The sequence below is a fragment of the Myxococcus stipitatus DSM 14675 genome (assembly GCF_000331735.1).
Taxonomy (GTDB): domain Bacteria; phylum Myxococcota; class Myxococcia; order Myxococcales; family Myxococcaceae; genus Myxococcus; species Myxococcus stipitatus.
This window is the reverse complement of sequence record NC_020126.1, coordinates 2,333,078-2,357,170: the sequence shown is the minus strand read 5'-3', so window position 1 is coordinate 2,357,170 and position 24,093 is coordinate 2,333,078. Positions and strand designations below refer to the sequence as shown.

Below are 24,093 nucleotides of genomic sequence, written 5' to 3'. Positions count from 1 at the left end.
CAACGTAATTTACAAATTTACAGACTCTAAGTCCAGAACGGCTGGGGCCTTGTACCCGGCAGGGGGGAGCCATGTCTTTGTTTGATGCCCTTGAACAGCATGCGGCGATTCGGCCGGACGCGGTTGCATATGTCTTCCTGGATGGGGAGGGGGGACAGCGGACGCTGACGTTCTCGCAGCTGTCGAGCCGGGTGCGAGCCATTGCAGCCAGGCTCCAGGCGGCGGGCGCGCGGGGAGAGCGAGCCATTCTCCTCTATCAACCCAGCCTCGACTTCATCGAAGCCATCCTGGCCTGCTTCGCGGCGCAGGTCATCGCGGTGCCCGTCGTGCCGCTGCGCAACGCCACGGAGTTGAAGCGGCTGGCGGGCATCCTGGGGGACTCCCAGAGCAGCGTCCTGCTCACGAGCTCCGTGGTCCAGGCTCAAATCGAGCGAATCATCCCCCAGGCCGCGTCCATGACGCCGGGGATGACGTGGCTGTGCACGGACACGGTCGAGGATGCCGAGGCGAAGGACTTCCAGCGTCAGGTGCTGGAGCCGTCGAGCCTGGCCTTCCTCCAGTACACGTCAGGGTCGACGGGCACTCCCAAGGGGGTGATGGTCACCCACGGAAACCTCATCCACAACGAGCAGACCGTCCAGCAGGCGTTCGGCCATGACTCGAGCACCATCTTCGTGGGGTGGCTGCCGCTGTACCACGACATGGGGCTCATCGGTAACGTGTTCCAGCCGCTGTTCCTGGGCATCAAGGCCGTGCTCTTCGCGCCCACGACCTTCCTGTCCTCGCCGGGGACGTGGCTGCGCGCCATCTCCGACTGGCGGGCCACGACCAGCGGGGCGCCCAGCTTCGCGTATGAGCTGTGCGTCAACCGCGTGAGCGCCGAGGAGATGAAGGGCCTGGACCTGTCCTCGTGGAAGGTGGCCTACAACGGCGCGGAGCCGGTGAAGGCGCGCGTCATCAACGCGTTCGTCCGCAAGTTCGCGTCCGTGGGCATGCGCGAGGAGGCCTTCTACCCCTGCTACGGCATGGCGGAGTCCACCCTCTTCGTGAGCGGAGGGCTGCACACGGCCAAGACGGTGCAGGTCGCCGTGGACACGGAGTCCCTGGCCCGACATGCGCTGGTCCGCAAGGAGGACTCGGCCACGGTGCTGGTGGGCTGCGGGACGACCTACGGCGGGATGGAGGTCCGCGTGGTGGAGCCGGAGTCGCGGGCGGTGCTCCCCGAGGGTCGCATCGGCGAGCTGTGGATTCGAGGCGACTCGGTGGCCTCCGGCTACTGGGGACGGGCGGAGCTCACGGAGGCGACGTTCCAGGCGCGCACGGCGGAGGGCGACGGGCCCTTCCTGCGCACCGGAGACCTGGGCTGCTGGCAGGACGGAGAGCTGTTCATCACCGGGCGGCTCAAGGACCTGCTCATCATCCGGGGCCGCAACCACTACCCGGACGACATCGAGAACACCGTCTACTACAGCCACGAGGCGCTGCGGGTGGGCGGCGCGGCGGCGTTCACCGTGGACGGCGCGGAGGGCGAGGAGCCCCGGCTCGTCGTCGTCTGCGAGGTCCACCGCAACGCCCTGCCCCTGCTCACCGCGGCGACCCAGGAGGCCCTCCTCACCCAGGCGCGCAAGGCCGTGGCGGACATGCACGGCCTGCGGCTGGCGGAGCTCGTCCTCATCAAGCCCTCCACCTTGCCCAAGACGACCAGCGGCAAGGTGCGGCGCAGCCACTGCCGGGACCTGTACCTGGCCAAGAAGTTCGACCGCGCGGAGCTCGTGGGTGACGCGGCGACCGGGAGCGCCGCCGCGGGCGCGCCTCCCGGCCGAGGCAAGGAGGTCGCATGAGCACCCGGGAGGTCGAAGGGGTGTTGCAGCGCCACCTCGCCCGCATCCTCCAGGAGCCCGCCGAGAACATCGACCTCGCGCGCTCCCTGAGCGAGCTGGGCCTGGACTCCGTCGGCTATGTCGACCTCGCCAGGTTCATCCGCGAGACGCTGGGTGTCCCGCTGTCGGTCGAGACGCTCTACGAGTTCAACTCGCTGCGAGAGACCGCCGCGCACCTCGCCTCGCTCATGCCCTCCGCCGCCGCTCCGAGCGGCGCGGAGGCAAGTCCCCTGCCCGCGGCCGAGCCCGTGCGCGAGACCCCGCCCGAGCCGTCCGTGGATGAGCACGATGTGGCGATTGTCGGCGTCGGGCTGAGGGTGCCTGGAGCGAAGAACCTGGAGGAGCTCTGGTCGCTGGTGTCCCGGGGTGACTCCATGCTGCGGGAGTTCCCCCTGGAGCGCGTCGCGGTGCCCGAGGCGCCGAGCCCCATGCCGGGCTACCTGCGCGGAGGCTTCGCCGAGGACGTGGACGCCTTCGATGCCGCCTTCTTCGGCATCTCTCCTCGCGAGGCGCTCGCGATGGACCCGCAGCAGCGCCTGCTGATGGAGTGCGCCTGGCATACCTTCGAGGATGGAGGCTATGGGCCCGAGCGGCTCTCCGGCACGAACACCGCCGTCTACGTGGGCGCCTCCAGCTTCGACTACTACGAGCTGCTGCTCCAGACGCAGGCGGCGCGCACCACGCACATCGGGACGGGCATCAGCCACGCCATCCTGGCCAACCGCATCTCCCAGTACTTCAACCTCAAGGGCGCCAGCGACTCCGTCGACACGGCCTGCTCCAGCTCGCTCGTGGCCCTGCACCGTGGCGTGCAGGCCCTGCGGAGCCAGGAGTGTGACCTGGCGCTCGTGGGCGGGGTCAACGTGCTCGCGTCGCGCACCCCCTTCCAGGTGTTCGCCGACGCGGGGATGCTCAGCCCGCAGGGCCTCTGCCGGCCGTTCGACGACTCGGCGGCGGGTTATGTCCGGGGCGAGGGCGTCGCGTGCGTGGTGCTCAAGCGCGCCAGCGCCGCGCTCCGGGACTCGGACCGCATCCTGGCCATCATCAAGGGCGGCGCCGTGCGGCACAGCGGGCGGACGCACTCGCTCACCGCGCCCAACCCGGATGCACAGGCGGAGGTCATCGGCGCGGCCCTGAAGGACGCCCGGGTGGACGCCTCCAGCATCGGCTACGTGGAGGCGCATGGCACCGGCACCGCCCTGGGAGACCCCGTCGAGGTGCGCGGCCTGAAGAAGGCCTTCGCCCGTCCCCAGGCCGCGCCGGACGCGGCGCCCCACTTCTACATCGGGAGCGTGAAGGCCCAGGTGGGCCACCTGGAGGCGGCCGCGGGGCTCGCGGGCCTGCTCAAGGTGGTGGCCGCGCTGGCGCATCAAGCCATCCCCGGCAGCCCCTACCTCACCCAGCTCAACCGCCATGTCGACTTGAGCGACGCCCGCTTCCGCATCCCCTCCCACGTCCTCCCTTGGGACGGCTCACGGGGCGAGGTGACGCCGCCGGTGTCCCCGCGCCGCGCGGGCGTGAGCTCGTTCGGCTTTGGCGGCGTCAACGCCCACGTGGTGCTCGAGGAGGCCCCCGCCCTGCCCGTGCGGACGGCGACGGCGCGGCCTCGGCTGTTCCTGCTCTCGGCGCGCACCTCGGAGGCGCTCGAGGCGCAGGGCCTCCAGCTCGCACGGCATCTGTCCGAGAGGACCTTCGCGGACATGGGCACGGAGCAGTCCTTCCTGGAAGACGTCGCGTTCACCCTGCGCCACGGTCGTCATGCCCTCGCGCACCGGGCCGCCCTCGTGGCCCGGTCCGTGGGGGAGCTGGTGGAGCGGCTCGGCCGCCTCACGCGCGACGCGGGTGGCACCAGCCCGGAGGTCCTCACGGGCGTGGCCCAGGGCGAGCCCCAGAGCATCCAGGAGCTGTTCGCGAGCGAGCAGGCGCTCCAGGCGCACCTGGGTGAGATGGCGGCGCGCGGGGAGCTGCACAAGCTCGCGCGGCTCTGGACCCAGGGGCTCGGCATCGACTGGGCCCAGGTCCTCCCTCGCGACGGCGCCGCGCTCGTGGCCCTGCCTGGGTATCCGTTCGCGCGAGAGCGCTTCTGGGTGCGACGTGCCCAGGGAGAGACCACGGCGGCGCCGCTCGCGCCCCGTGCCCCGGCGGTCGCCTTCTACACGCCGCGCTGGGTGCCCAGGCCGCTGCCCGCACCGCAGGGAAACGTGAGCGGCTCGCTCGTGGCCCTGGTCGACGGGGAGCGAGGCCGGAGCACCGCGAGCATGCTCGCGCGCCTGTTGCCCCTGTGCACCGTCAAGATCACGCCGTGTCCGTCGGCGCAGACGAGCGCGCAGACCGCCGCGACGGAGCTGCTCCAGCGCATCGGCTCACCGGGCGCGGTGGTGGACCTCACGCCGCTCGATGAGAACCTCTACCAGGACAGCGGGCGAGTGCTCCGCAAGCTGGAGTTCCTGCGCCATGTGACGGGCGGGGCCCTGCGACGAGGCGAGCCGCTGAGCCTGGTGCAGGCGACGCTCGGGTTGCAGAGGGCCTCCGCTTCGTCCCTGGCGGGCGCGCAGGACGCCGGCTCCGCGGGGTTGCACAAGGCTTCCGCTTCGTCCCTGGCGGGCGCGCAGGATGCCGGCTTCTTCAAGCACTTCTCCGCGGAGTACCGGCGCTGTCGCAGCAAGACGGTGGACGTTCCCGCCGAGGACTTCAGCGCCGAGGTGCTGGCGGCGCAGCTGGCGCACGAGCTGGAGCACCATGACGGCGAAGGCGAGGTGGCCTACTTCGGCGGCCAGCGCCTCACCCGCGAGCTGGAGCGCGCGAGCGTCCCGACGGACCTGGCCACCCCGGAGCGCGGCGAAAACGACGTCGCGCTCATCACCGGAGGCCTGGGTGACATCGGCCTGCGCGTGGCCCAGGACCTCGCGGAGCGAGGCTTCCGCGCGCTCCTGCTGACCGGCCGCCGTGAGCCGTCCGCGGACAAGCGCGCCGTGCTCGAGGCGCTCGAGCGACAGGGCACGACGGTGGTCCTGTACCGGGGCGCGCTGGAGGACGAGCACGCGCTCGGACAGGCACTGGCGGCCTTCCGCGCCCGCCACGGCGCCATCACCCATGTCTTCCACTGCGCCGGCGCCGTGGACCGCAAGTCTCCCGCCTTCTTCCAGAAGACGGCGGAGTCCATGGCGGAGGTGATGTCTCCCAAGGTCGACGCGCTCCACGTGCTGCATCGCCTGTTCGAGAGCCAACCGCCGCGCGCCTTCGTGCTCTTCTCTTCGCTGTCCTCGGTGGCGTCACGCGTCGCCGCGGGTGTGCTGGACTACGCGGCCGCGAACCGCTTCATGGACCACTTCGCCCAGCACCAGCATGCGCTGGGGCGCCGCTACTACCACTCCATCCAGTGGACACGCTGGCAGGAGCTGGGCATGGCGCGCGGCGCGCACGAGTCCCAGGGCGGTGGACAGCCGCTCGCGGTGGACCTGTGCCTGGCGGCGCTGCGCCATGTCCTCGCCACCGGACAGACGTGGGGCCCCACGGTCTGCGTCCTCGCGGAGGGTGACACCGTCCTCCAGGCCGCCCCCGCGCCCGAGCCGCGCCGGGCCTCGACTGTCGCCACACCCGCGCCTCGCGAGGCCGCACCTCGAGCAGGGCTGGACGCCATCCGCTCGCGGCTGCGCGCCATCGCGGCGAAGGAGCTGGAGACGGACGAGTCCAAGCTGGACGACCATGTCCCCTTCGAGGAGATGGGCATCGACTCCATCGTGATGATGGGGCTGGTGAGCCAGCTCGAGACGTGGCTCGGCCGCACGGTGGACCCCGAGGCCGTCATCCGCGCGGGGACGCTGGCGGAGGTCACGCGCTATCTCGCGACGCTGGCCCCCGCGGAAGCCCTCGCCGCGCCGCCACCTCCCGCACCGGAGCCCGCCGCGCCCCTCGCCGCCGCCCCGCTCGCGACGAGCAAGGGCGACGGGCCCTTCCGGGTCGCCATCATCGGCATGGCGTGTCACTTCCCCGAGGCGCCGGACAAGGAGACCTTCTGGCGCAACCTGGTCTCGGGCAAGGACTGCGTGAGCCAGGTCCCCAGCTCGCGCTGGGACACCCGCGCGCTCTACTCAGCCCAGCATCAGCCGGGCAAGTCCATCAGCCAGTGGGGCGGCTTCATCCAAGGCATCGAGTGGCTGGACCCCACCCTCTTCAGCGTCAGCGCCGAGGAGGCCGCGAGCATCGACCCGCTCATCCGCCTGTTCACCGAGTGCAGCCTGGCGGCGGTGCTGGACTCGCCCTATGAGCGCGAGGGCCTCAAGGGCAAGCGCGTGGGCGTCTTCGCCGGAGCACGCTCCGGCAGCTACGCCGAGCGCATCGCCGTCCCCGGCAAGCACAGCGTCTCCGGCATCGGGCAGAACTTCATCTCCGCGTATGTCTCCCACCTGCTGGACCTGCGCGGGCCCAGCCTCGTGCTGGACTCGGCGTGCTCCTCTTCGCTCGCGGCCGTGCATCTGGCGTGTCAGAGCCTGCGCAGCGGCGACTCGGAGCTCGCCATCGCGGGCGGCGTGGAGGTGCTGCTCGAGGAGAAGGTGTACCAGTTCCTGAGCGCGGCCCACGCGCTGTCTCCCGACGGGAGATGCCGCACGTTCGACGCACGCGCCAACGGCTTCGTCCCTGGCGAGGGCGTGGGCTGCGTGCTGCTCAAGCCCCTGGACCGGGCATTGGCGGATGGAGACCCCATCTACGCCGTGCTGGACGGCGGCGCGATGAACAACGACGGCAGCACCCTGGGCGTCACCACGCCTGGAGTGGAGGGCCAGGTGGACGTCATCAGCCGCGCCCTGGGCAACGCGGGCCTGTCGCCTCGGAGCATCTCCTACGTGGAGGCGCACGGCACGGGGACGATGATCGGCGACCCCATCGAGCTTCGCGCCCTGGCCCGCGCCTTCGCGCACGAGCCTCCGGAGCGATGCGCCATCGGCAGCGTGAAGACGAACTTCGGGCACCTGCTGTCGGCCGCGGGCGTGGCCAGCCTCATCAAGGTGGCGCTCTGCCTGCACCACCGCACGCTCGTCCCCACGCTGCACTGCGAGCAGGTCAACCCGCGCTTCGAGTTCGACCGCACGCCCTTCCGCCCGCAGCGCGAAGCCCAGAGCTGGGAGGTGTCCTCCGGTCCGCGGCGCGCCGGCATCAGCTCGTTCGGGTTCGGCAAGACGAACGTCCACCTCATCCTGGGTGAGCGCCCCGAGCAGGCCGCGCGACCCCAGGACCTGGAGGCGGCGCGCCGCCCCATCCCCGACGACGCCAGGGTCTTCGCCTGGCACCCCACGCGGCCCACGCCCCCTCCCCTCTCCATTCCCTCATCCACCGGGGACGGCCTGCTGGAGCTCGAGGGCGTGAGCATCGAGGAGTTCGAGCAGGTCGACAGGAGCATGCAATGAGGCCGGTACGAATCAGCAGCAAGCTGTTGGTGCGCGACACCGACCCCTTGGTCTCCGAGCACCGGGTGCAGGACATCCACATCCTCCCCGGGGTGTCCATGCTCGACGCCACCTACAAGGTGCTGGCGGCGGCGCGCATCGACACCGACGCGCTGGTCCTGCGCGACATCCTCTTCCACGAGCCGGTGGTCACCAACGCGGAGATGGACCGCAAGCTCACCGTGACGGTGGAGCACCAAGGAGAGCACGGGCGCGTCACCGTCACCAGCGTCCCCTGGAAGGGCGACCAGCCCCTGTCCGACAAGGTGACGTCCCACATGACGTGCGTCTACCGGAACGCGGGCCCCATGGACCTGCCGCCGCTGCCGTCGGACCTGCACCGCTTCCTGGGTGAGCCCGTCGACCTGGACGCCTGCTACTCCGTCACGCGCCACATCGGCATCTTCCACGAGAGCTTCATGAAGTGCCTGGGAGAGGTGGCGCCGCTGCTCCCGGGTGGCTTCGTGGGCACGGTGTCGCTGGGAGAGCGGGCCGCCGCGCGCGCCGCGGACTTCATGCTGCACCCCGTCTTCCTCGACTGCTCCACCATCGTCCCGCTGTTCCACCTGCGCGAGCGGCTCGACGAGGCCGCGCTCTTCATCCCCTTCGCCATCGATGAGTTCCGCGCCCGCTCGCTCAAGGGACACCGTCAGGTGCGCGTGCTCGTGGAGCGCCCCGACGCCGACATCGCCGGGCGGGAGGTGCTCTCGCACTCCTTCTCCCTCTACGGCATGGATGGCCAGCCGCTGGTGCGCGTGGGCAAGTTCGGCGTCAAGCGCGTGCGCTCGCTCGAGAGCATCCGGCGGCTGCTCGCCCGCGCGGGCGCGGTCCCCTCGCCGGTCCTCCAATTGGTGCCCGCCGCGCCTCGCGCCGAGGCCCCCACCAGCGCGCCCGCCGAGCCCCAGGGCGACTCGCTCGTGTCGCTCATCGCCTCGCTGGTGACGCGCCATGGACAGGTGGAGTGGTCCGACGCGGACGTGGACAAGTCCTTCTTCGACCTGGGCCTGGACTCCGTGGCGCTGCTGGAGATCTCCGAGGCCATGGAGAAGGAGCTGAAGGTCCAGCTCTACCCCACGCTGCTCTTCGAGCGCTCCACCGCCACGGCGCTCGCGGGCTACCTGCGTGAGAAGTACCCGCACCTGGCCGGGACGGGTGAGACGGCGCCCGCGCCTCAGCGCGCCGAGCCCGCAGCCCCCGTCGCCGCGCAGCTCTCCGCGACCACGCCCCAGGTCTGGGTGCCCCGCTGGCTGCCCGTGAACGAGGGCGAGCGAGCGCGCGCGGGGCAGACCCTTGCGCTGGTGGGTGACACCCAGGACAGCGGCCTGTCCGCGAAGCTGGCGGAGCACCTGGGCACCCGCCTCTGCTTCAACGCGGCCTCCGAGGGAGGCACGCAGGCCGTGGCGAGCTTCATCGCCGCGCTCGAGCAGGGGCTGCGCTGTGATGAGGTCTGGCTGGTGGGGTTGGGACACGCCGCGGCGATTGCCCTGGTCCGCGCGCTGGTGGCGAGTGGCCGACTCCAGTCGCCGCTGGTGCTCAAGGCCCTGAGCGTCCGTGGCTTCTCCATCCACCGGGAGGCCCCCGCCGAGGAGGCGAGCCACGGCCTGTGGGGACTGCTCCAGTCCCTCTCGCGCGAGTACCCGGCGGTGCGCGTGTCCCAGGTGGACGTGGAGCGCGAGGACCTGGAGCGCGGAGAGCTCCAGTGCGTGGATCAGGTGGGCTCACGGCCGAGGGAGCTGCGCGCGCTGCGCGCGGGGAGGCTGTACGAGCGGCGCCTGTTGAGCACGCGGCCCACCGCGTCCGCGCCGGTGCCCCTGCGCCAGGACGGGGTGTACTTCATCGTCGGCGGAGCGGGCGGCGTGGGCATGGAGTTCCTGCGCCACCTGCGGCGCACCTACAACGCGCGCGTCGCCGTATCGGGGCGTCGCGCGCTCACGGATGACTTGCGCCGCCAGCTCTCCGAGGAGGGCGTGTACGGCGAGCAGGTCCTCTACGTGCAGGCCGCCGTGGAGGACGCGTCCGCCATGGCGGAGGCGCTCCAGCAGGTGCGCGCGCGGTGGGGCGCGCTGCATGGCGTGGTGCACTCGGCCATGGTGCTCGAGGACAAGCGCTTGGTGGACCTCGACGAGGCGGCCTTCGCGCGAGTGCTGGCGCCCAAGGTGGCCGGCACCCAGGCGCTGGCGCGCGCCACCGAGGGGCTCGAGCTGGACTTCCTGCTGTTCTTCTCGTCCATCCAGTCCTTCGTCGGCAACGTCTCGCAGGGCAACTACGCCACCGCCAGCACCTTCCTGGACGGCTACGCCTCCGCGTTGAGGGCCCGGCGGAGCCACCGCGTGGTGGTCATCAACTGGGGCTACTGGAGCGAAGTGGGCGCGGTGGCCAACGACATCTACCGCACGCTCCTCGCGCGCCAGGGCATCCACGGCCTGCGCGCGGCGGAGGCCTTCGCCACGCTGGAGCAGGTGCTCGCGGCCGGCTGGGACCAGGCCGCCATCCTCGCCGCCGAGGACACGGTGCTGGAGGAGCTGGGCGCGAGCTGGGAGTGGGAGCTGGGCCGGAGCGCCCAGCCGAGCGCGGTGGAGCCCCCTCCGCGAGCCCTCACCACCGAGGTCACCGCCGAGTTCCGTCCCGCGTTCGCCCAGATGCAGCAGGCCATGGACGCGCTGCTGCCCCTGGCCCGCCGCCGCGTCGCGCAGGTGCTGCGCGAGCTGGGGCTGCTGGGAGACCGGGCCCTCCTGGTGGACGAAGCGGTCCGCGCGGGAAGCCTCGCACGCGAACACGCGCGGCTGGCGCAGGCCCTGCTGAAGCTGCCCGGCCTGGCGGAGGCCGAGGGGCTGGGCGCACAGCCCTTCAACGAAGCCGCCACCGCGCTGGCCCAGGCGCACCCGCCCCTGCGGCACATGCTGCCGCTGTTGCAGGCGTGCCTCGATGCCTACCCGCTCATCCTCGCCGGCAAGCGGCCCGCGGCCCACGTGGTCTTCCCCGGGGGCAGCGTGGAGCTGGTGCGCTCCGTGTACGGCGAGAGCGAGCTGTCGCGCTTCTACAACCAGGCGGTGTCCAAGGCCGTGCTGGGACTCGCGGCGTCGCGAGGCGAGCGCCCCTTGCGCATCCTCGAGGTGGGCGCGGGGACGGGCTCCACCACGGTGGAGATTCTCCGAGCGCTCGCGGGCGCGGGCATGCCGTGCGAGTACCGCTACACGGACGTCTGGGACAAGCTCCTGGCCGAGGCCAAGAGCCGGCTGGGGCCCCAGCATCCGTCGCTGCGCTTCAGCCTGCTGGACGTCAACACGGCGCCCCAGGCCCAGGGCCTGGACGAGGAGTTCGACGTGGTGGTGGCCACCAACGTCCTCCACGCCACGCGCGACTTGCACACCACCCTGCGGCACGTGAAGAAGCTGCTGCGGCCCGGAGGCGCGCTGGTGCTCAACGAGAGCGTCGACGTGCAGGAGTTCTCGACCTGCACCTTCGGTCTGCTCCCGGGCTGGTGGGGCGCGGTGGATGCGCATGAGCGGCTCCCGGACTCGCCGCTGGTCTCCAGCGCGGGGTGGACAGCGCTCATGAAGGACGAGGGCTTCGAGGTGGCCTCGCCCCTCATCCCCGCGGACCCGACGCTGCCCTCCCTGGGAAGCCAGCAGGTCTTCGTGGCGTGGAGCGACGGCGAGGTGAAGGTGGCCTCCGCGCGCCGTCCGGCGAGGCAGGAGGAGGCCCACCGGCGCCAGCTCCCACGCGCCCTGGAAGGACACCTGCGCCCGCTGGACCTCCACACCACGGCGGGCGGGGCCCTGCCGCGCTCACGCCAGCTCGCGCTCTACCAGGACACGCGCGACAACCTCTGGCTCTTCTTCGACAACCCGCCCGCCAACGTCCTCACCGACGAGCTGCTGGGCGACCTGTGCACCACCTTCCAACGGCTGAGCGAGCTGGCGCCGGAGGTGATTCACAAGCGCATCGTCTACCTGGCGCACTTCGGCGAGTACTTCTCCATTGGCGGAGACCGCAACGAAATCCTCCGCCGGTTGGCGATGGGGGAGAAGGAAGCGTTGAGGGGCTTCGCCGACAAGGCCCGGACGATGCTGCGCCTGCTGGCGACGATGGACGCGCTGGTGGTGGCGGTGGTCAACGGCACCGCGCAAGGCGGCGGCCTGGAGACCCTGTTCGCCACGGACCTCCAGTTGGTGCGCCAGGGCGTGAAGGTGGGCCTGCCTGAAATCAAGTCCGGGCTCATCCCCGGCATGGGTGGCCTCTCCTATCTCAAGGGACTGGCGGGCATGACGGTCACCAAGCGACTGGTGCTGAGCGGAGAGCTGCTCACCGCCCAGGAGGCGCAGCAATTGGGACTCATCACCCACGTGGTGGAAGACCCCTTCACCAGCGCGCTGGAGCTGCCCCAGACGCTGCAGCAGTTGGACACCGCCCTCTACATGAAGCGAGTGCTCGGCGAGGACACCGCGGAGCGACTCACGGCGGATATCGACGAGTGGCTCACCTACACCCTCGGACGCACCGAGCTGATTGACGCGCAGCGCATCCTCGACTCGCAGCTCATCCTCAACAGCCGGGCAGCGACCGCGCAAGCCAATGGGAGGACCCATGCTGAAGGAAACCGTCGTTGAAACCATGGACGTCGTACAGGATGCGAAGGACGCATCCGTCGCCAAGAAGCGCCCCGAGCCCCAGAAGTGGCTGCTCTGTCCGCAGCGGGACGCGGACATCAAGGCGCTGTGCCGCCCCAATGGCGTCAAGCACCTGCTCTTCGCCAGCCCCTTCATCCTGACCTACGCCGCCGCCATGTATGGGCAGTTCGCGCTGGACAACGTCTGGGCGAACGTCGCCCTGTCGGTGCTCCTGGGCCACTGTCTCTACACGCTGTTCGTGCTGCACCACGACTGCATGCACGGCACGGGGTTCCGCAACGACTTCTTCAACCGGCTGATGGGGCGGCTGTACGCCACCACCTTCACCATGACCTTCACGGTGAACCGCGAGACACACATGCGGCACCACTCCCACATCGCGGACCCGGAGCGGGACCCGGACGAGTACTACTTCGCCGCGGAGCTGAAGGACATCTGGTTGCGGCTGTGGCGCTACTACCAGTGGTACACGACCATCGCCCTCACGCGCTATGGCCTGCGGGTGCGCGCCACCGTGGTGACGGAGCAGGTCATCAACCTGGCCATCTGGGCCGCCATCCATGTGGTGCTCATCCAGATGGGCCTGGCCATGAAGCTGCTCTACATCTTCTGGCTGCCCTTGGCCGTGGTGGTGCTCATCATCAATCCCATCACCCGAGGCTACGAGCACGCCCCCATCACCCTCTATCCCCGCGGAGACTCACGCCGCCGGGACATGAGCAAGAACAGCATCACCGTGGCCAACCCCATGCTGGGCTGGCTGTGCGCGAACATCACCTACCACGTGGAGCACCACTCCTACCCGCGCTGCCCCTTCTACAATCTCCAAAAGCTCTACAAAATCTTCCAGGAGGAGAAGTTGCAGTACCTCACGGCGCCCTATCCGCTCTACCGTGTCTGGAAAGGCCAGAAGATGCTGGAGGGAATGACGTGCAATGCGGACTGACGTGGAAGAAGGCGCGCGCATGAAGACCCAACAGGAGCAGCTCCCAGACCAGACCCAGACGGTCATCGAGTGGTTTGGAGAGCAGACCCCCGGCGAGAAGGGCGTCATCGCCTTCCTGCCGGCGCTCGGCGTGGGGGTGGAGTTCTACCGGGGCCTCGCCGAGTCCTGGGCAAAGCTGGGCTATCGCGTGGCGACGGTGGAGCTGCGAGGGATGAAGCAGAGCTCCGTCCAGGACGTGAAGCGGCAGAACTTCGGCTACAAGGAAGTCCTCAACGTCGACCTCGCCACCCTGCTGCCCCGAATCAAGGCGCAGGCGGCGGGCAAGCCCTTCATCGTGGCCGGGCACAGCCTGGGCGGCCAGTTCGCGCTGCTCCACGCCAGTCAGAACCCCGGCCAGGTGGATGGTGTCATCGTCCTGGCGGGCGGCTCCAACTACCACGGCTCCATGCCCTCCGGGATGAAGTTCAAGCGCCACATGGGCATCCGCCTGGTGCGCGCCATCGACCAGACGCTGGGCTACTTCCCGGGCCACAAGGTGGGCTTTGGCGGCCGGCAGCCGCTGAACATGATTCTCGACTGGACCCATGAGGCCCTCACGGGCCGCTACAAGGTCGTCGGGGACACGGCGGACTACGACGCGGCCCTGACCCGGCTCCAGGTGCCCGTGCTGATTGTCTCCCTGTCCGGAGACCCGCTGGTGCCCAGGACGTGCGCGGACTTCCTCGCGGGCAAGCTGCCGCAGGCGAGGGTGACCCAGGTGGAACTGCAAGCCCGCGACCACGGGATGAAGGCGTTCCATCACTTCCGCTGGGTGCGCAAGCCCGAGCCTGTCCTCGAGCAGGTGGAGCAGTGGGTCCAGGGCCTGGGCGCGCCGCGAGGCGCGGTCGCCTCCGCGTAGCAGCCCTCTCACCGGGCCCCGCCTCCCACACGAGGCGGGGGCCCGGGTGCTCCGAAGCCTCAGCCCATCGTCTGGTCGACCTTGGGCTTCTCTTCGTCCAGCAGTCCTCCCTGACGCATGATCTCCGCGGGGACGGGGCGCAGCTCCCAGACCAGCCGCAAGGCGGCGAGTGATTTCAGCCACAGATAGCTCAGGTCCACTTCGTACCAGGTGAACCCCGCGCGCGAGCTGGCGCTGAAGCGATGATGATTGTTGTGCCACCCGGCGCCCACGCTGGGCAGCGCCAGCCAGATGCTGTTCAACGACAAGTCTCGCGTGGCGAAGCGCCGGTAGCTGGCCCAGCGCCCGTTGCCATGTGCCAGGGAGTTCACCGCCAGGATGGAGTGGAGCGCCAGCACGGTGGGCAGGAAGAACCCCCAGGCCACGGCCTGCCAGGCATTGATATCGGGCCCCAGCCATCCCTGGGCTCCCGCCACCCCCAGCCCCACGAGCAACAGGAGCGCGGGCACGTAGTAATACTTGTTGATGAGCCGCAGCTCCGGGAAGCACGCGAAGTCAGCCACATGGTCCAGGTGGGTGTCCGCGTTCTTCTCCTCGAGCAGCCAGCCCAGGTGCGACTTCCAGAAGCCATGCACCGGGGAGTGCACATCCTCTTCCGTGTCCGTGTGCCGATGATGTGCCCGGTGGTGCGCGGCCCACCACAACACGCCCCGCTGCCCGGACGAGGAGCCCAGCACCGCCATCAAGAACTGAAACACCCGGCTCGTCTTGTAGGACCGATGTGAGAAATAGCGGTGATAGCCCGCCTCCACCCCGAGGATGCGAGGGAAGTAGCTGACGGCCGCCAGCGCGACGAGCTCCCACTGGAAGGGAACGAAGAACACGGCGAGAGCGCCGAGATGTAAGAGAATGAGGCGAACCCGAATCACCCACATCGGCTCGGCCTTCTGCACGCCATATTTGGACATACACGCTCCAGGAATGAGCTCCTCACGATGAGCTGAGAGGGCCGCAAAGAATAACAAACATCAACACACCCCCTCGATGAATTTCGCGTCGGAGCCTCGCCGCTCCACACCGGGAAGCTCCGGCAACGTGCGTTCACCGCGCGATGACGTCTCACGCCCTTCGTTCCTGGATGCTGGCCGCCTGAGCGGTGCCTGCCGCCTGCTCCAGGTGTAACCCACTCCTCCCGACTGTAACGGCGCCCATCACGGTTCCGCGCGACACACCTCCCTGGTTCCGCGGGCTTGCGCGTTCCCGTGCGTGGCCTCGCGGTTGCTTCCTGCCCATGCGCGGAGGTTCTCCGTGAAGGCATTCAGGCAGCCTCGGGCCAGGTGTCGCCGCCCGAGCTGTAAGAGGCGATGGGCTGCTGCGTGAACCCCGGTGAACACCAGCGCTCGGAGCCGACTCAACGGACTCTGGAGGAGACGTCGTCGTGAGCTTGCGCCGTGATGTGGTGGGAGGACTGGCCGTGGTGGGCGCGCTGACGCTCATCCTCGCCGTGGGAGGGGGGCTGTACGGACTGAACCTGTTGAATCGCGGGTTCTCCGCCCTGGAGGCCCCCTCCGCGCTCGAGGCCCGCGTGGCTCGCGCGGCGCGTGCTTTCAGCATGCCCTCCGGGGCGCGGGAGCAGAAGAATCCCCTGGAGCCGCTCCCTCCCAAGCTGCTGTCCGAAGCAAGAGCCCACTGGGCGGACCACTGCGCCGTCTGCCACGCGGCGGACGGCAGCGGGCAGACGCCCATCGGACAAGGGCTCTATCCCCCCGCGCCCGACATGCGCGCCGCCGCGACGCAGTCACTGAGTGATGGCGAGCTGTATTGGGTCATCCAGAACGGCATCCGGCTGACGGGCATGCCCGCGTGGGGACAGCTCCATGACGGCACGCGCAACCGCGACAGCTGGGCCCTCGTCTCACTCATCCGCACGCTGCCCGGGCTCAGCCCGGAGGCGCTCGATGAAATCAAGGCAGGACTCCCTCTCTCGCAGCACGCGCTTCAAGAACAACGCGCCGAGGACGCCTTCCTCGAAGGACCGTAGTCACTTCCCTGGAGAACACTCATGAAGACCTCATCCCGCTTCACCTCCGCCGCCCTGCTCGCCCTCACCCTCCTCTCTCCGGCCATGGCGCTTTCCCACGGCAAGGACGGTGTCCACGTCATGGGCACGGTGAAGGAGGTGAAGCAAGGCACGCTCGTGGTAGAGACCTCCGAGATGAAGCAGGAGGACGTGATGACGGACGCGAGCACGCGCTACGAGAAGAGCGGCGCGGACGTCACGGCGGCGGACCTCAAGGCCGGAGAGCGCGTGGTCGTCCACGGCATGAAGATGAAGAACGGTCAGGTGCATGCGCAGTTGGTGAAGTTCGGCAAGCCGAAGGCGGACGCGAAGGCCGCACAGCCCGCGCCGGCCGCGAGCGGACATGACCATGGGCACTCCGGGCACTGAGCCCACGAGCTGGAATGGCCGCTTGTTCATGGGCACCGGGACCCTGCTCTACGGGGGCCCGGTGCGCGCCACCGCGCTCCACGCGCACCATGCCTTCCAGGTCATGGTGAGCCTGGGCTCGCCGCTCCACCTCCGAGGACCGCGGCAAGACAGCGCGGTGCAGTGCCAGGCCGCGGTGATTCCTCCCGATGCCCTGCACGAAGTCACGGCGCCGAGCCCCTCGGTGCTGCTGCTCTACCTGGACCCGGATGGACTCGTGGGGCGGCGACTGCGCCGCGAGCTGGGGCCTTTGGTCGAGACCTCGGACTGGCTGCGTGCGGGCAGGACGTTGTGGACGCGGACACCGCGAGCCGTACCCGAGACCTGGGCCCAGGCGAGACCGCTCGCCCAGTCCTTCGTCGACGCGCTCGCCAGTCCCGAGTCACGTCCGCAGGTCATCCACCCCGCCGTGCAGCGAGCGGTTCGCTTCGTGGCGGCGAACCTGGAGGGAGACATCCGGCTGGGCGCGGTGGCGGAGCACGCGGAGATCTCCCCCGGGCGGCTCACGCACCTGCTCCCCCAGCACGTGGGACTCCCGCTGCGCCCCTATGTCGCGTGGCTCCGGCTCCAGCGCGCCGTCGCCCGGCTCCGCGAAGGCGCGACGCTGACGGAGTCCGCGCACCACGCGGGCTTCACGGATGGCGCGCACCTCACGCGCATCTTCCGCCGCATGTTCGGCATCCGGCCTTCCGACGTCATGGGCCGCGCGGAGTGGGTGCTGCCCACGCCCACGGACGACGACGCCCTCGCGAAGTAGCCAGTTCGTCCAATCCGGGAGGCCCGCTGGGAGGTGACGCTCCGGGGCATGAGCACACACCCCGTCTCGTATCTCCCCTACCCCGTCATCTTCTTCGGAGGCACGGCCGCACTGGTGGCCGGCGTGAGCCAGGGGCTCCCCTACTGGCATGTGGGGCCGCCCATCCTGCTGCTCGCGGCGCTGCTCGTCCTCGCGCTCGAGCGCGTGTTCCCCCACGCGGAGGTCTGGCGGAGGGACCACGACGGGGACACCCTGACGGACGTCTTCCACGTGACGGGCAACCTGGCGCTCAGTCACGTCTCACTCCTGCTCTACACCTTGGCCATGGAGCTCACGGGAGGCGCGCTGTCCTGGTGGCCTCGCGACTGGCCGTTCTGGGCGCAGTTCCTCGTGGGGACAGTGCTCCTCGACCTGGGGCTCTATGGCATCCACCGTGCGAGCCACCATGTTCCCGCGCTGTGGCGACTGCATGCCATCCATCACAGCCCTCGCCGCGTGTACTGGCTCAATGGACAACGCAGGCACTTGCTTCATGAGGCGCTGGAAGGCGCACCGGGGCTGCTGGTGATGGGACTGCTCGGGGCGCCTCCCACCGTCGTCGCCTGTGCGCTTGCCGCGGTGACATTGCACCTGATGTTCCAGCACGGGAACATCGCCTATCGCGCGGGTGTCTTGCGCCATGTCTTCGCCGTGGCCGAGCTGCACCGCTGGCACCACCAGCGGCTGTACGCGGACGTGCAAGGCAACTACGGCGCCATCCTGTCCGTGTGGGACCGACTCTTCGGCACCGCGCTTCCACAGAAGGGCGAGGCGCCACTCGATGTAGGGATGGATGACGAGCCCACGCTCCCCACCGACTACCTGGGTCAGCTCGCCTGGCCCTTCCGGGGACGGCGCGGGGCACGCGGGGGCATCGGGGCCAGCCCCTCGGGGCAAGACGCCTGAGCGCCATTTCGTGGGACAGTCGCTCGTGCATCCGCTTCGACGGGGATGATTCGAAGCAAGTCCACCTGGAGACGTTCCGTTGACGAACCGCCTCGACCCTCGCCGACTCGAGACCTTCCGCGTGGTGGCGACGACGGGGCAGGTGTCCGCGGCGTCCCGGTTGCTGCACCTGTCCCAGCCCGCCGTCACCGCGCAGATCCGCCAGCTCGAGCGGGAATGCGGTCAGCCCTTGTTGGTGCGGACGGCTCGCGGGGTGCGACTCAATGAGGCCGGTCAGCGGCTGCTGGCGTATGCGCAGCGGCATCATCAGCTCTTGGAGGAGGCCGCGCTCGCGGTGACGGGTGAGGAGGTCCTGACGGGGGAGCTCGTGCTGGCCGCGAGCACCACGCTGGCGAGCTACGTCGTCCCGGACTTGCTGGCGTCCTTCCTGCGCCTGCACCGGGGACTCCAGGTGCGCCTGGAAGTGGGCAACTCCGAGCAGGTGCTCGGCTGGGTCGGCGAGGGACGCGCGCCGCTGGGATTGGTGGAGGGACATGCTCGCGCCGCGGGGCTCCGGTTGGAGCACTATCTGGATGACGAGTTGCTGCCGGTCGTCGCCACGCAGGCGCCGAAGGAGATCCTCCAGGTGCGGACCCTCGACATGCTCCAGACGGTGCCGCTGCTCTGGCGCGAGCTGGGGTCGGGCACTCGCGCGGTGCTGGAGCGGGCGCTGAAGCGCGCGGGGGTGCGCCGGGGGCCGCGGGCGGGAGACCTCCAGCTCGGCGGCACCGAGACCATCAAGGGCGCGGTGGCCGCGGGGCTCGGAGTGGGGTTCCTCTCGCGCTGGAGCATCCAGGCGGAGCTGAGCTCGGGGCGCTTCCGGGTGCTGCCCCTGCCCGACCTGAAGGTGCGGCGGACGTTCTCCTGGGTGCTGCCCGTGGATGCTCCGGGGGGAATCGCGGGCCACTTCCTGCGCCATGCCCGTGCGGCGCCCCCTGCGTTGGCGCATTCCTGAGGACACGCGCCCTCACGAGATGACGTGGAGGAGGATGGCGCCCAGGCTCAGGCTCGCCATGCAGAGCCACAGGGTGATGCCCTGGGCCAGCGGCTTGAGGCCCACGGAGCGCAGGGCCTGACGCGAGAAGCCCGCGCCGATGAGGAACAGCGTCAGCACGAGGACACGCTGGGACACGTGCGTCACCATCTGCCCCGCGGGCCGGAGTGACGGCACCCACGTCACCAGGGCCGCCATGGCGAGGAAGCCGAGGATGAACCAGGGGCGGCGCGCGGGCCCCTGCCCTTGGGTGGACGCCTGGCCGGTCCGTCGAAGCCAGAAGCCCAGGGACACCGTCAGCGGGACAATCCAGAGCGCGCGCGCCAGCTTCACGGTGGTCGCCACCTCCAGCGCCTGCGGTCCGTACCGCATGGCCGCGCCGACCACGGAGCTGGTGTCATGGATGGCCAGTGCGCTCCACAGTCCGAACTGGCGCGCGTCCAGGCCCACGGCGTGCCCCACGACGGGGAAGACGAAGAGGGCCACGGCGTTGAGCAAGAACACGGTCCCCAGTGCGATGGACACGTCCTCTTCTCGAGGCCGCAGCACGGGAACCACCGCCGCGATGGCACTGCCTCCACAGATGGCCGTGCCGATACTGATGAGCAGCCCCGCGCCACGCGAGACGCGCAGCCACCGCGCCAGGAGGGCCCCGAGCGCAAGACACGCGGTGATGCCCACCACGGTGTAGAGAAAGCCGCGCGCGCCTTCCTCGGCCACCACGCGCAAGTCCATGCCCGCGCCCAGGCCCACCACCGAGAGAGAGAGGAGGAGGTGCGTGGCACGGCGGGTGAGCGCCGCATGGGGATTGCCGACGCTCAGGGCCACCAGCATTCCAGCCACCAGGGCGACCGCCGTGGACACACCCGGCCAGAGACTCAACAGCGCGCCCAGGGGAACAAGCAGCCGCCCGAGGGCCAGCGTGGTGTCGCGCAAGGAGCGAGGAGCATCGGGTCGTGAGGAGGTTGCGGACATGCCTCTTCAGTGCCCGCCGAGACATCCATGGACCAGTCGCAAGAACTGATGAGCCATCCGTGGATTTGATGGCTGGGGCAGGTCTCACGAACCGCTGAGCCCGCCGTGGATTCGATGGCCAGGACAGCCCGCGCGCGCCACTCCCGGCTCGTGACCTGCCAGGCCCTCCGTGGATTCTCTGGCCGGGACAGTAAGCTCGGGCGATGGCCGGCAATCACGAAGCACTCTGGACGCTGTGGGAAGTGAGCCGCGCGGGGACCCACGCCGCCGCCGCGGCTCGGCTGGGCATCACCGCCTCCGCCGTCGGCCAGCAACTCAAGGCACTGGAGCAGCGCGTCGGCGCCGCCCTGTTCGAGCGCGTCGGTCGAGGCACCCGCCTCACCACCGCTGGCGCAGCCCTGGTCGCGAAGCTGGGCGCGCACCTGCCCGCCCTGGATGCCGCGCTCGAGGAAGCCGCCGAGGCCCAGCGCGCCGTGCGCGGCGAGGTGAGCCTCGCGGGCCCCTGGCCCTTCTTCCGATACTGGCTGCGTCCTCGCCTCCCCACCCTCCTGGAGCGCTACCCCGAGCTTCACCTGGAGGTCCGCTTCGATGTGCCCAGCCGCGTCTCCCGACGCCTCGTCGAGGGAGAGCTGGACCTGGGCATCGTGGGCCTCCTCCCCGACGCTCCGGGCCTGGAGGTCCATCCCGTCGCGCAGGAACGCTTCGTGGCCGTGGCCTCACGCGCCTACCTCAAGCGCTGGGGCACCCCCAAGAGCGCGCGCGACTTCGCGGCCCATCGCTTCATCGCCTTCGACTCCGACCTCGCGATGCTGAGCCCCTGGTGGCGCTCCGCCTTCGGTCCCAAGGAGCCACTCCCCTCCCGCGTGGTGTGCCGCATCGCCAACCTGGACGAGATGCTCTCCCTCGCCGAGGCCGGCGTGGGCATGACGGTACTGCCGGACTATCTCGTCGAGCCCGCCTTGAGCGAGGGCCGCGTGGAGAGCGTCACCCCCGAGCCGAACCGGCGCTCGGCGCGACGCCCCTTCGGCACCTTGTATGTCGCATGGCGCCGGACAGCGGCCCCCACCGCACGCTTCCTCGCGGTTCGCGACTGGCTGCTCGAGAAGCCCTGAATCAAGAACCCGCGCGAGGACACCTCTCCCCGCGCGGGCTCACGCCCCCAAGGTCCCGACCCGGCCTACTTGTCAGACGTGTCGCACTCGTCGTTTCCGCAAGCCGACTCGCAATCACACAGCTTCTTGTTGCAGCTCTCGGTGCAAGCCAGGAAGCCCGGCTCGTTCCCGCCGCCGCACGCGTTGACACACGTGCTGTGCTTGCTCGAACAGGTGGTCGACTCCTCCGCGGTGCACTTATCCTTTCCGCAGGCAGGGGTCAGCAGCAGGAGCGAAAGCGATGCACACACGAAAGCCAGCGTCTTCATGACGAAGCAACTCCCTTGAGACAGAGCACCATGAGTGGTGAGGCACTCACGTGAGGCTGCGCGCCCCAGCGAGTGATGCCCCGCCCTCAGTGCACGCCCCATGCCCCCATCGGCGACCATGACCCAGGAGAGTCCTACTCACCTCTTCTCGCGGACTTGGTGCACGCCCCCCACTCGCGGTTGTCTCCTGCCAGGGGACAACTGTCCTGCCCCAAGACACCCGGCCCAGGTCCGTCAGGGCGCGGCGAAGTCCACCCGCACGGTGGCGACCTTCCCCGACTCGACCTGGACGGTGCGCTGCTCCGTCAACCCCAGCGTGGGATTGTGGAACACGACGAGATGCCGGCCCGCTGGCAGCGGGTAGCGAGCCAAGGGCGTCCGGTCCACCTCACGCCCGTTCACGGACACCACCGCCCAGGGCCGCGCGTCCACGGTCAGGAACCCGATGGCCTCCACGGCCTTCGGCGCCGGGACCGCCGCGCGTGCCTCCACGGCCTTCACCGCGACAGGCACACGAGGAGCCACCTCGGGAGGAGCCGACTCCTCGGGCCTGGCAGGCGACACCTCCGCCAACCGAGGAGCCTCCTGGACCGCCCGCGTCTCGGGCGAAGACACAGGCACCGGAGCGGGCGCCTCACCTCGCGGGAGAAAGAGCCACCCGCCCCCAGCGAGCACAGCCAGTCCGCCCAGCACCCCGGGCCATCGAGCACCACCGAGCCACCGCGCTGTCACGCCCCCCGTGCCACCCGCGGACACGGGCCGCAGCGTCCGCGTGACGGGAACATCACCGCCCACCGGCTCGGACCGCCGGAAGACCGCCAGCTCCGCCGCGCACAACCTCTCGACCAGCGCCCCCAGCTCGGAGGGACGGGCCACGGGGCCCTCCAGCACTCCATCCAGCAGGTCGCTGGCGGAGCCGAGCCGCAATCCTCGCTCCCGAGCAGCCCCGCGACGCAGCATCTCCGCGACGCGAGGGCTCACGTCGGGCCGCAGGAGCGTGACGTCCGGAAGCTCCGTGCCTCGAATGGCTTGAATCGTCGCTTCATCGGTCTCGCGCAGAAATGGCGAAACACCCGTCAGGGCCTCATACAGCGTCACCGAGGCCGCGAAGACATCCACTCGCGCATCCAGCGGCCGCACGCCGTCCAGTTGCTCCGGAGGCATGTATGGGTATTTGCCCCAAGCCCGCCCTCCGTGTGTCGTGTCGCTCGTGGCCGGGCGCGCGATGCCGAAGTCTCCCAGCAGCACCGCGCCCTGCGCGGACACCAGGATGTTGGCGGGATTCACGTCGCGATGAACAAGCCCCATGGCCTCGCCGGAGGGACTCCGGAGCTGATGGGCATACTGAAGCGCCTCGCACAGCCCCGTGGCCAACAACCGCACCAGCGGCATCGACAGCAGGTGCCCTTCGCGGCGGCACGCCCTCAGCAACCGCGCCAGGCTCACCCCTTCGACGAGCGCCATCGCCATGAACAAGCGCCCATCCTCCCAGCCCAACTCGGAGACAGGGACGATGTGGGGATGGCTCAGCATCGCCGCGAAGCGCATCTCCTCGAGGAAGCGGTCGCGCCAGCGCGGGTCATCGGCCAGATGGGGGAGAACGGTCTTCAGCGCCACGCGCTGCTCAATCCCCGCGGGCCCTCGCCGTCGGGCGATGAAGACCTCTCCCATTCCACCCGCCGCGATGCGCGCGAGCAGTTCGTAGTCCCCCAGGCGCGCGCCCCGAGTCGTGGCTCCGTCCTTCACCATGCGAACAGGACCCCTCCGCCCAGCGCCGCCGCGCCGCCGACGGCGAAGAGCCCCGTGGCCCACCCCGCCTGGGAGCGGGCCCGGTCGGAGTGACGCCGCGCATCCCGGGCCCACTCCGCGCGCTCCGCGGCCTCCCGCGACTCATGGGAGCGGACTTGCAGCACCGCGCCGCTGACGCCAGCGACGACCGCGGCCCCCATCGCCACCCAGCCCAGCGTTGCCCGAAGACGGCTCGAGGCCGCGACCTCCACGGGGGCCTTCGACGTGTCCCCAGGTCGCGGTGCCGGAGCGAGGAGGGGCGCCACGACGGCGCGCGGGACTTCCGCCTCCCCCAGCCGCGCCACCTCCTTCCCCTCCGCGTCGCGCGCCACCACATGCCAAGGCACCGGAGCAGACCGGTCCCTGGGGAGCTCGAACAGCCACCGCCCGTCGTCCGGCATCGCCCGCGCCTCCCTCCAGTCCTCGCCGAGCCCCGCGCTCCAGCGCAGCACCACCTCCGAGACCCGGTGCCAGGGGTCCACCACCTCCACCCGCACCAGCCCTTCCGTCGAGGGGAGCTGCTTCAAGGCCAGATAGCCCGAGGGAAACAGCCCGCGCTTCACCGCCTGGAAGGCCTCGAGAATCTTGGGGGAGAGGTCTCCCGGAGGCTCGGCGCGAGGCTCCAGCGTGAGCATGCGCGTGTAGCTCTCCTCCGCCTCCGCGCGCCGCCCCTCCGCCAGCTCGCAGCGGGCTCTCAGCTCCAGGATTCCAACCCGCTGGGCTCGCGTGCTCGTGGGGACCTGCTCGGCGAGCCGCAGCAACTCCACCGCCTCCGCGAAGTGCAGCGATTCGTACTTCCCCCACGCTTGTTCCAGATAGGGGTTCGCGGGGGAGGTCTGCCCCAGGAACACCGTCATCACCACGGCAAGCCACATGCGCACGGACGTT

General features: G+C 70.1%; 15 protein-coding genes. 11 read left to right on the top strand and 4 right to left on the bottom strand.

The features are described from left to right. Positions 1–71 precede the first annotated feature (71 nt). From MYSTI_RS09340 to MYSTI_RS09320, 5 genes are read left to right on the top strand one after another with little or no spacing between them, the layout of a single operon-like run. Complete coding sequence (locus MYSTI_RS09340) at positions 72–1,841, top strand: fatty acyl-AMP ligase (RefSeq protein ID WP_015347486.1); 1,770 nt, start codon at positions 72–74, stop codon at positions 1,839–1,841. Beyond that, complete coding sequence (locus MYSTI_RS09335; RefSeq protein ID WP_015347485.1) at positions 1,838–7,285, top strand: SDR family NAD(P)-dependent oxidoreductase; 5,448 nt, start codon at positions 1,838–1,840, stop codon at positions 7,283–7,285. The genes MYSTI_RS09340 and MYSTI_RS09335 overlap by 4 nt, the downstream gene beginning before the upstream one ends. Then, positions 7,282–11,934, top strand: a complete 4,653-nt coding sequence (locus MYSTI_RS09330) for an SDR family NAD(P)-dependent oxidoreductase (protein WP_015347484.1) — start codon at positions 7,282–7,284, stop codon at positions 11,932–11,934. The genes MYSTI_RS09335 and MYSTI_RS09330 overlap by 4 nt, the downstream gene beginning before the upstream one ends. Before the next feature lie 4 nt (positions 11,935–11,938). Further along, the gene (locus MYSTI_RS09325; RefSeq protein WP_044279412.1) at positions 11,939–12,901 is read left to right on the top strand and encodes a fatty acid desaturase family protein; all 963 of its coding nucleotides are present in this window, start codon (positions 11,939–11,941) and stop codon (positions 12,899–12,901) included. A 19-nt stretch (positions 12,902–12,920) separates the two neighbouring features. After that, on the top strand, positions 12,921–13,799 hold the full coding sequence (locus MYSTI_RS09320) for an alpha/beta hydrolase family protein (RefSeq protein WP_015347482.1): 879 nt from the start codon (positions 12,921–12,923) through the stop codon (positions 13,797–13,799). Between the two features lie 59 nt (positions 13,800–13,858). Here MYSTI_RS09320 and MYSTI_RS09315 read toward each other — a convergent pair whose 3' ends face one another. Next, a complete protein-coding gene (locus tag MYSTI_RS09315) occupies positions 13,859–14,767 on the bottom strand; it encodes an acyl-CoA desaturase (protein WP_015347481.1) in 909 nt (302 codons plus the stop codon). A gap of 470 nt (positions 14,768–15,237) precedes the next feature. Here MYSTI_RS09315 and MYSTI_RS09310 point away from each other — a divergent pair, with 470 nt between their 5' ends. The 5 genes from MYSTI_RS09310 to MYSTI_RS09290 all read left to right on the top strand — a co-directional run bounded on the left by MYSTI_RS09310 (position 15,238) and on the right by MYSTI_RS09290 (position 18,983). Continuing rightward, positions 15,238–15,840, top strand: coding sequence for a c-type cytochrome (locus MYSTI_RS09310; RefSeq protein ID WP_015347480.1), 603 nt, complete (start codon positions 15,238–15,240; stop codon positions 15,838–15,840). Between the two features lie 21 nt (positions 15,841–15,861). Beyond that, positions 15,862–16,248: a DUF5666 domain-containing protein gene (locus tag MYSTI_RS09305; RefSeq protein WP_015347479.1), complete on the top strand. Its 387-nt coding sequence runs from the start codon at positions 15,862–15,864 to the stop codon at positions 16,246–16,248. A gap of 28 nt (positions 16,249–16,276) precedes the next feature. Continuing rightward, on the top strand, positions 16,277–17,044 hold the full coding sequence (locus MYSTI_RS09300; protein WP_144370029.1) for a helix-turn-helix transcriptional regulator: 768 nt from the start codon (positions 16,277–16,279) through the stop codon (positions 17,042–17,044). A gap of 48 nt (positions 17,045–17,092) precedes the next feature. Then, positions 17,093–17,989 (top strand): sterol desaturase family protein, encoded by an 897-nt coding sequence (locus tag MYSTI_RS09295; protein WP_015347477.1) that lies wholly within the window; start codon positions 17,093–17,095, stop codon positions 17,987–17,989. 79 nt (positions 17,990–18,068) lie between these two features. After that, on the top strand, positions 18,069–18,983 hold the full coding sequence (locus MYSTI_RS09290) for a LysR substrate-binding domain-containing protein (protein WP_015347476.1): 915 nt from the start codon (positions 18,069–18,071) through the stop codon (positions 18,981–18,983). Positions 18,984–18,995: 12 nt separating this feature from the next. Here MYSTI_RS09290 and MYSTI_RS09285 read toward each other — a convergent pair whose 3' ends face one another. Next, the gene (locus MYSTI_RS09285) at positions 18,996–19,997 is read right to left on the bottom strand and encodes a YeiH family protein (RefSeq protein WP_015347475.1); all 1,002 of its coding nucleotides are present in this window, start codon (positions 19,995–19,997) and stop codon (positions 18,996–18,998) included. Positions 19,998–20,200: 203 nt separating this feature from the next. On the opposite strand from MYSTI_RS09285, the gene MYSTI_RS09280 reads away from it, so the two are divergent. After that, a complete protein-coding gene (locus MYSTI_RS09280; RefSeq protein ID WP_015347474.1) occupies positions 20,201–21,109 on the top strand; it encodes a LysR family transcriptional regulator in 909 nt (302 codons plus the stop codon). Between the two features lie 542 nt (positions 21,110–21,651). Here the strand turns inward: MYSTI_RS09280 and MYSTI_RS40565 are convergent. Together MYSTI_RS40565 and MYSTI_RS09265 are read right to left on the bottom strand one after the other, a co-directional pair. Continuing rightward, complete coding sequence (locus MYSTI_RS40565) at positions 21,652–23,166, bottom strand: serine/threonine-protein kinase (RefSeq protein WP_015347473.1); 1,515 nt, start codon at positions 23,164–23,166, stop codon at positions 21,652–21,654. Continuing rightward, entirely contained in the window at positions 23,160–24,086 is a 927-nt protein-coding gene (locus MYSTI_RS09265; protein WP_044279407.1) for a hypothetical protein, read from the bottom strand. The genes MYSTI_RS40565 and MYSTI_RS09265 overlap by 7 nt, the downstream gene beginning before the upstream one ends. Positions 24,087–24,093: the final 7 nt, after the last annotated feature.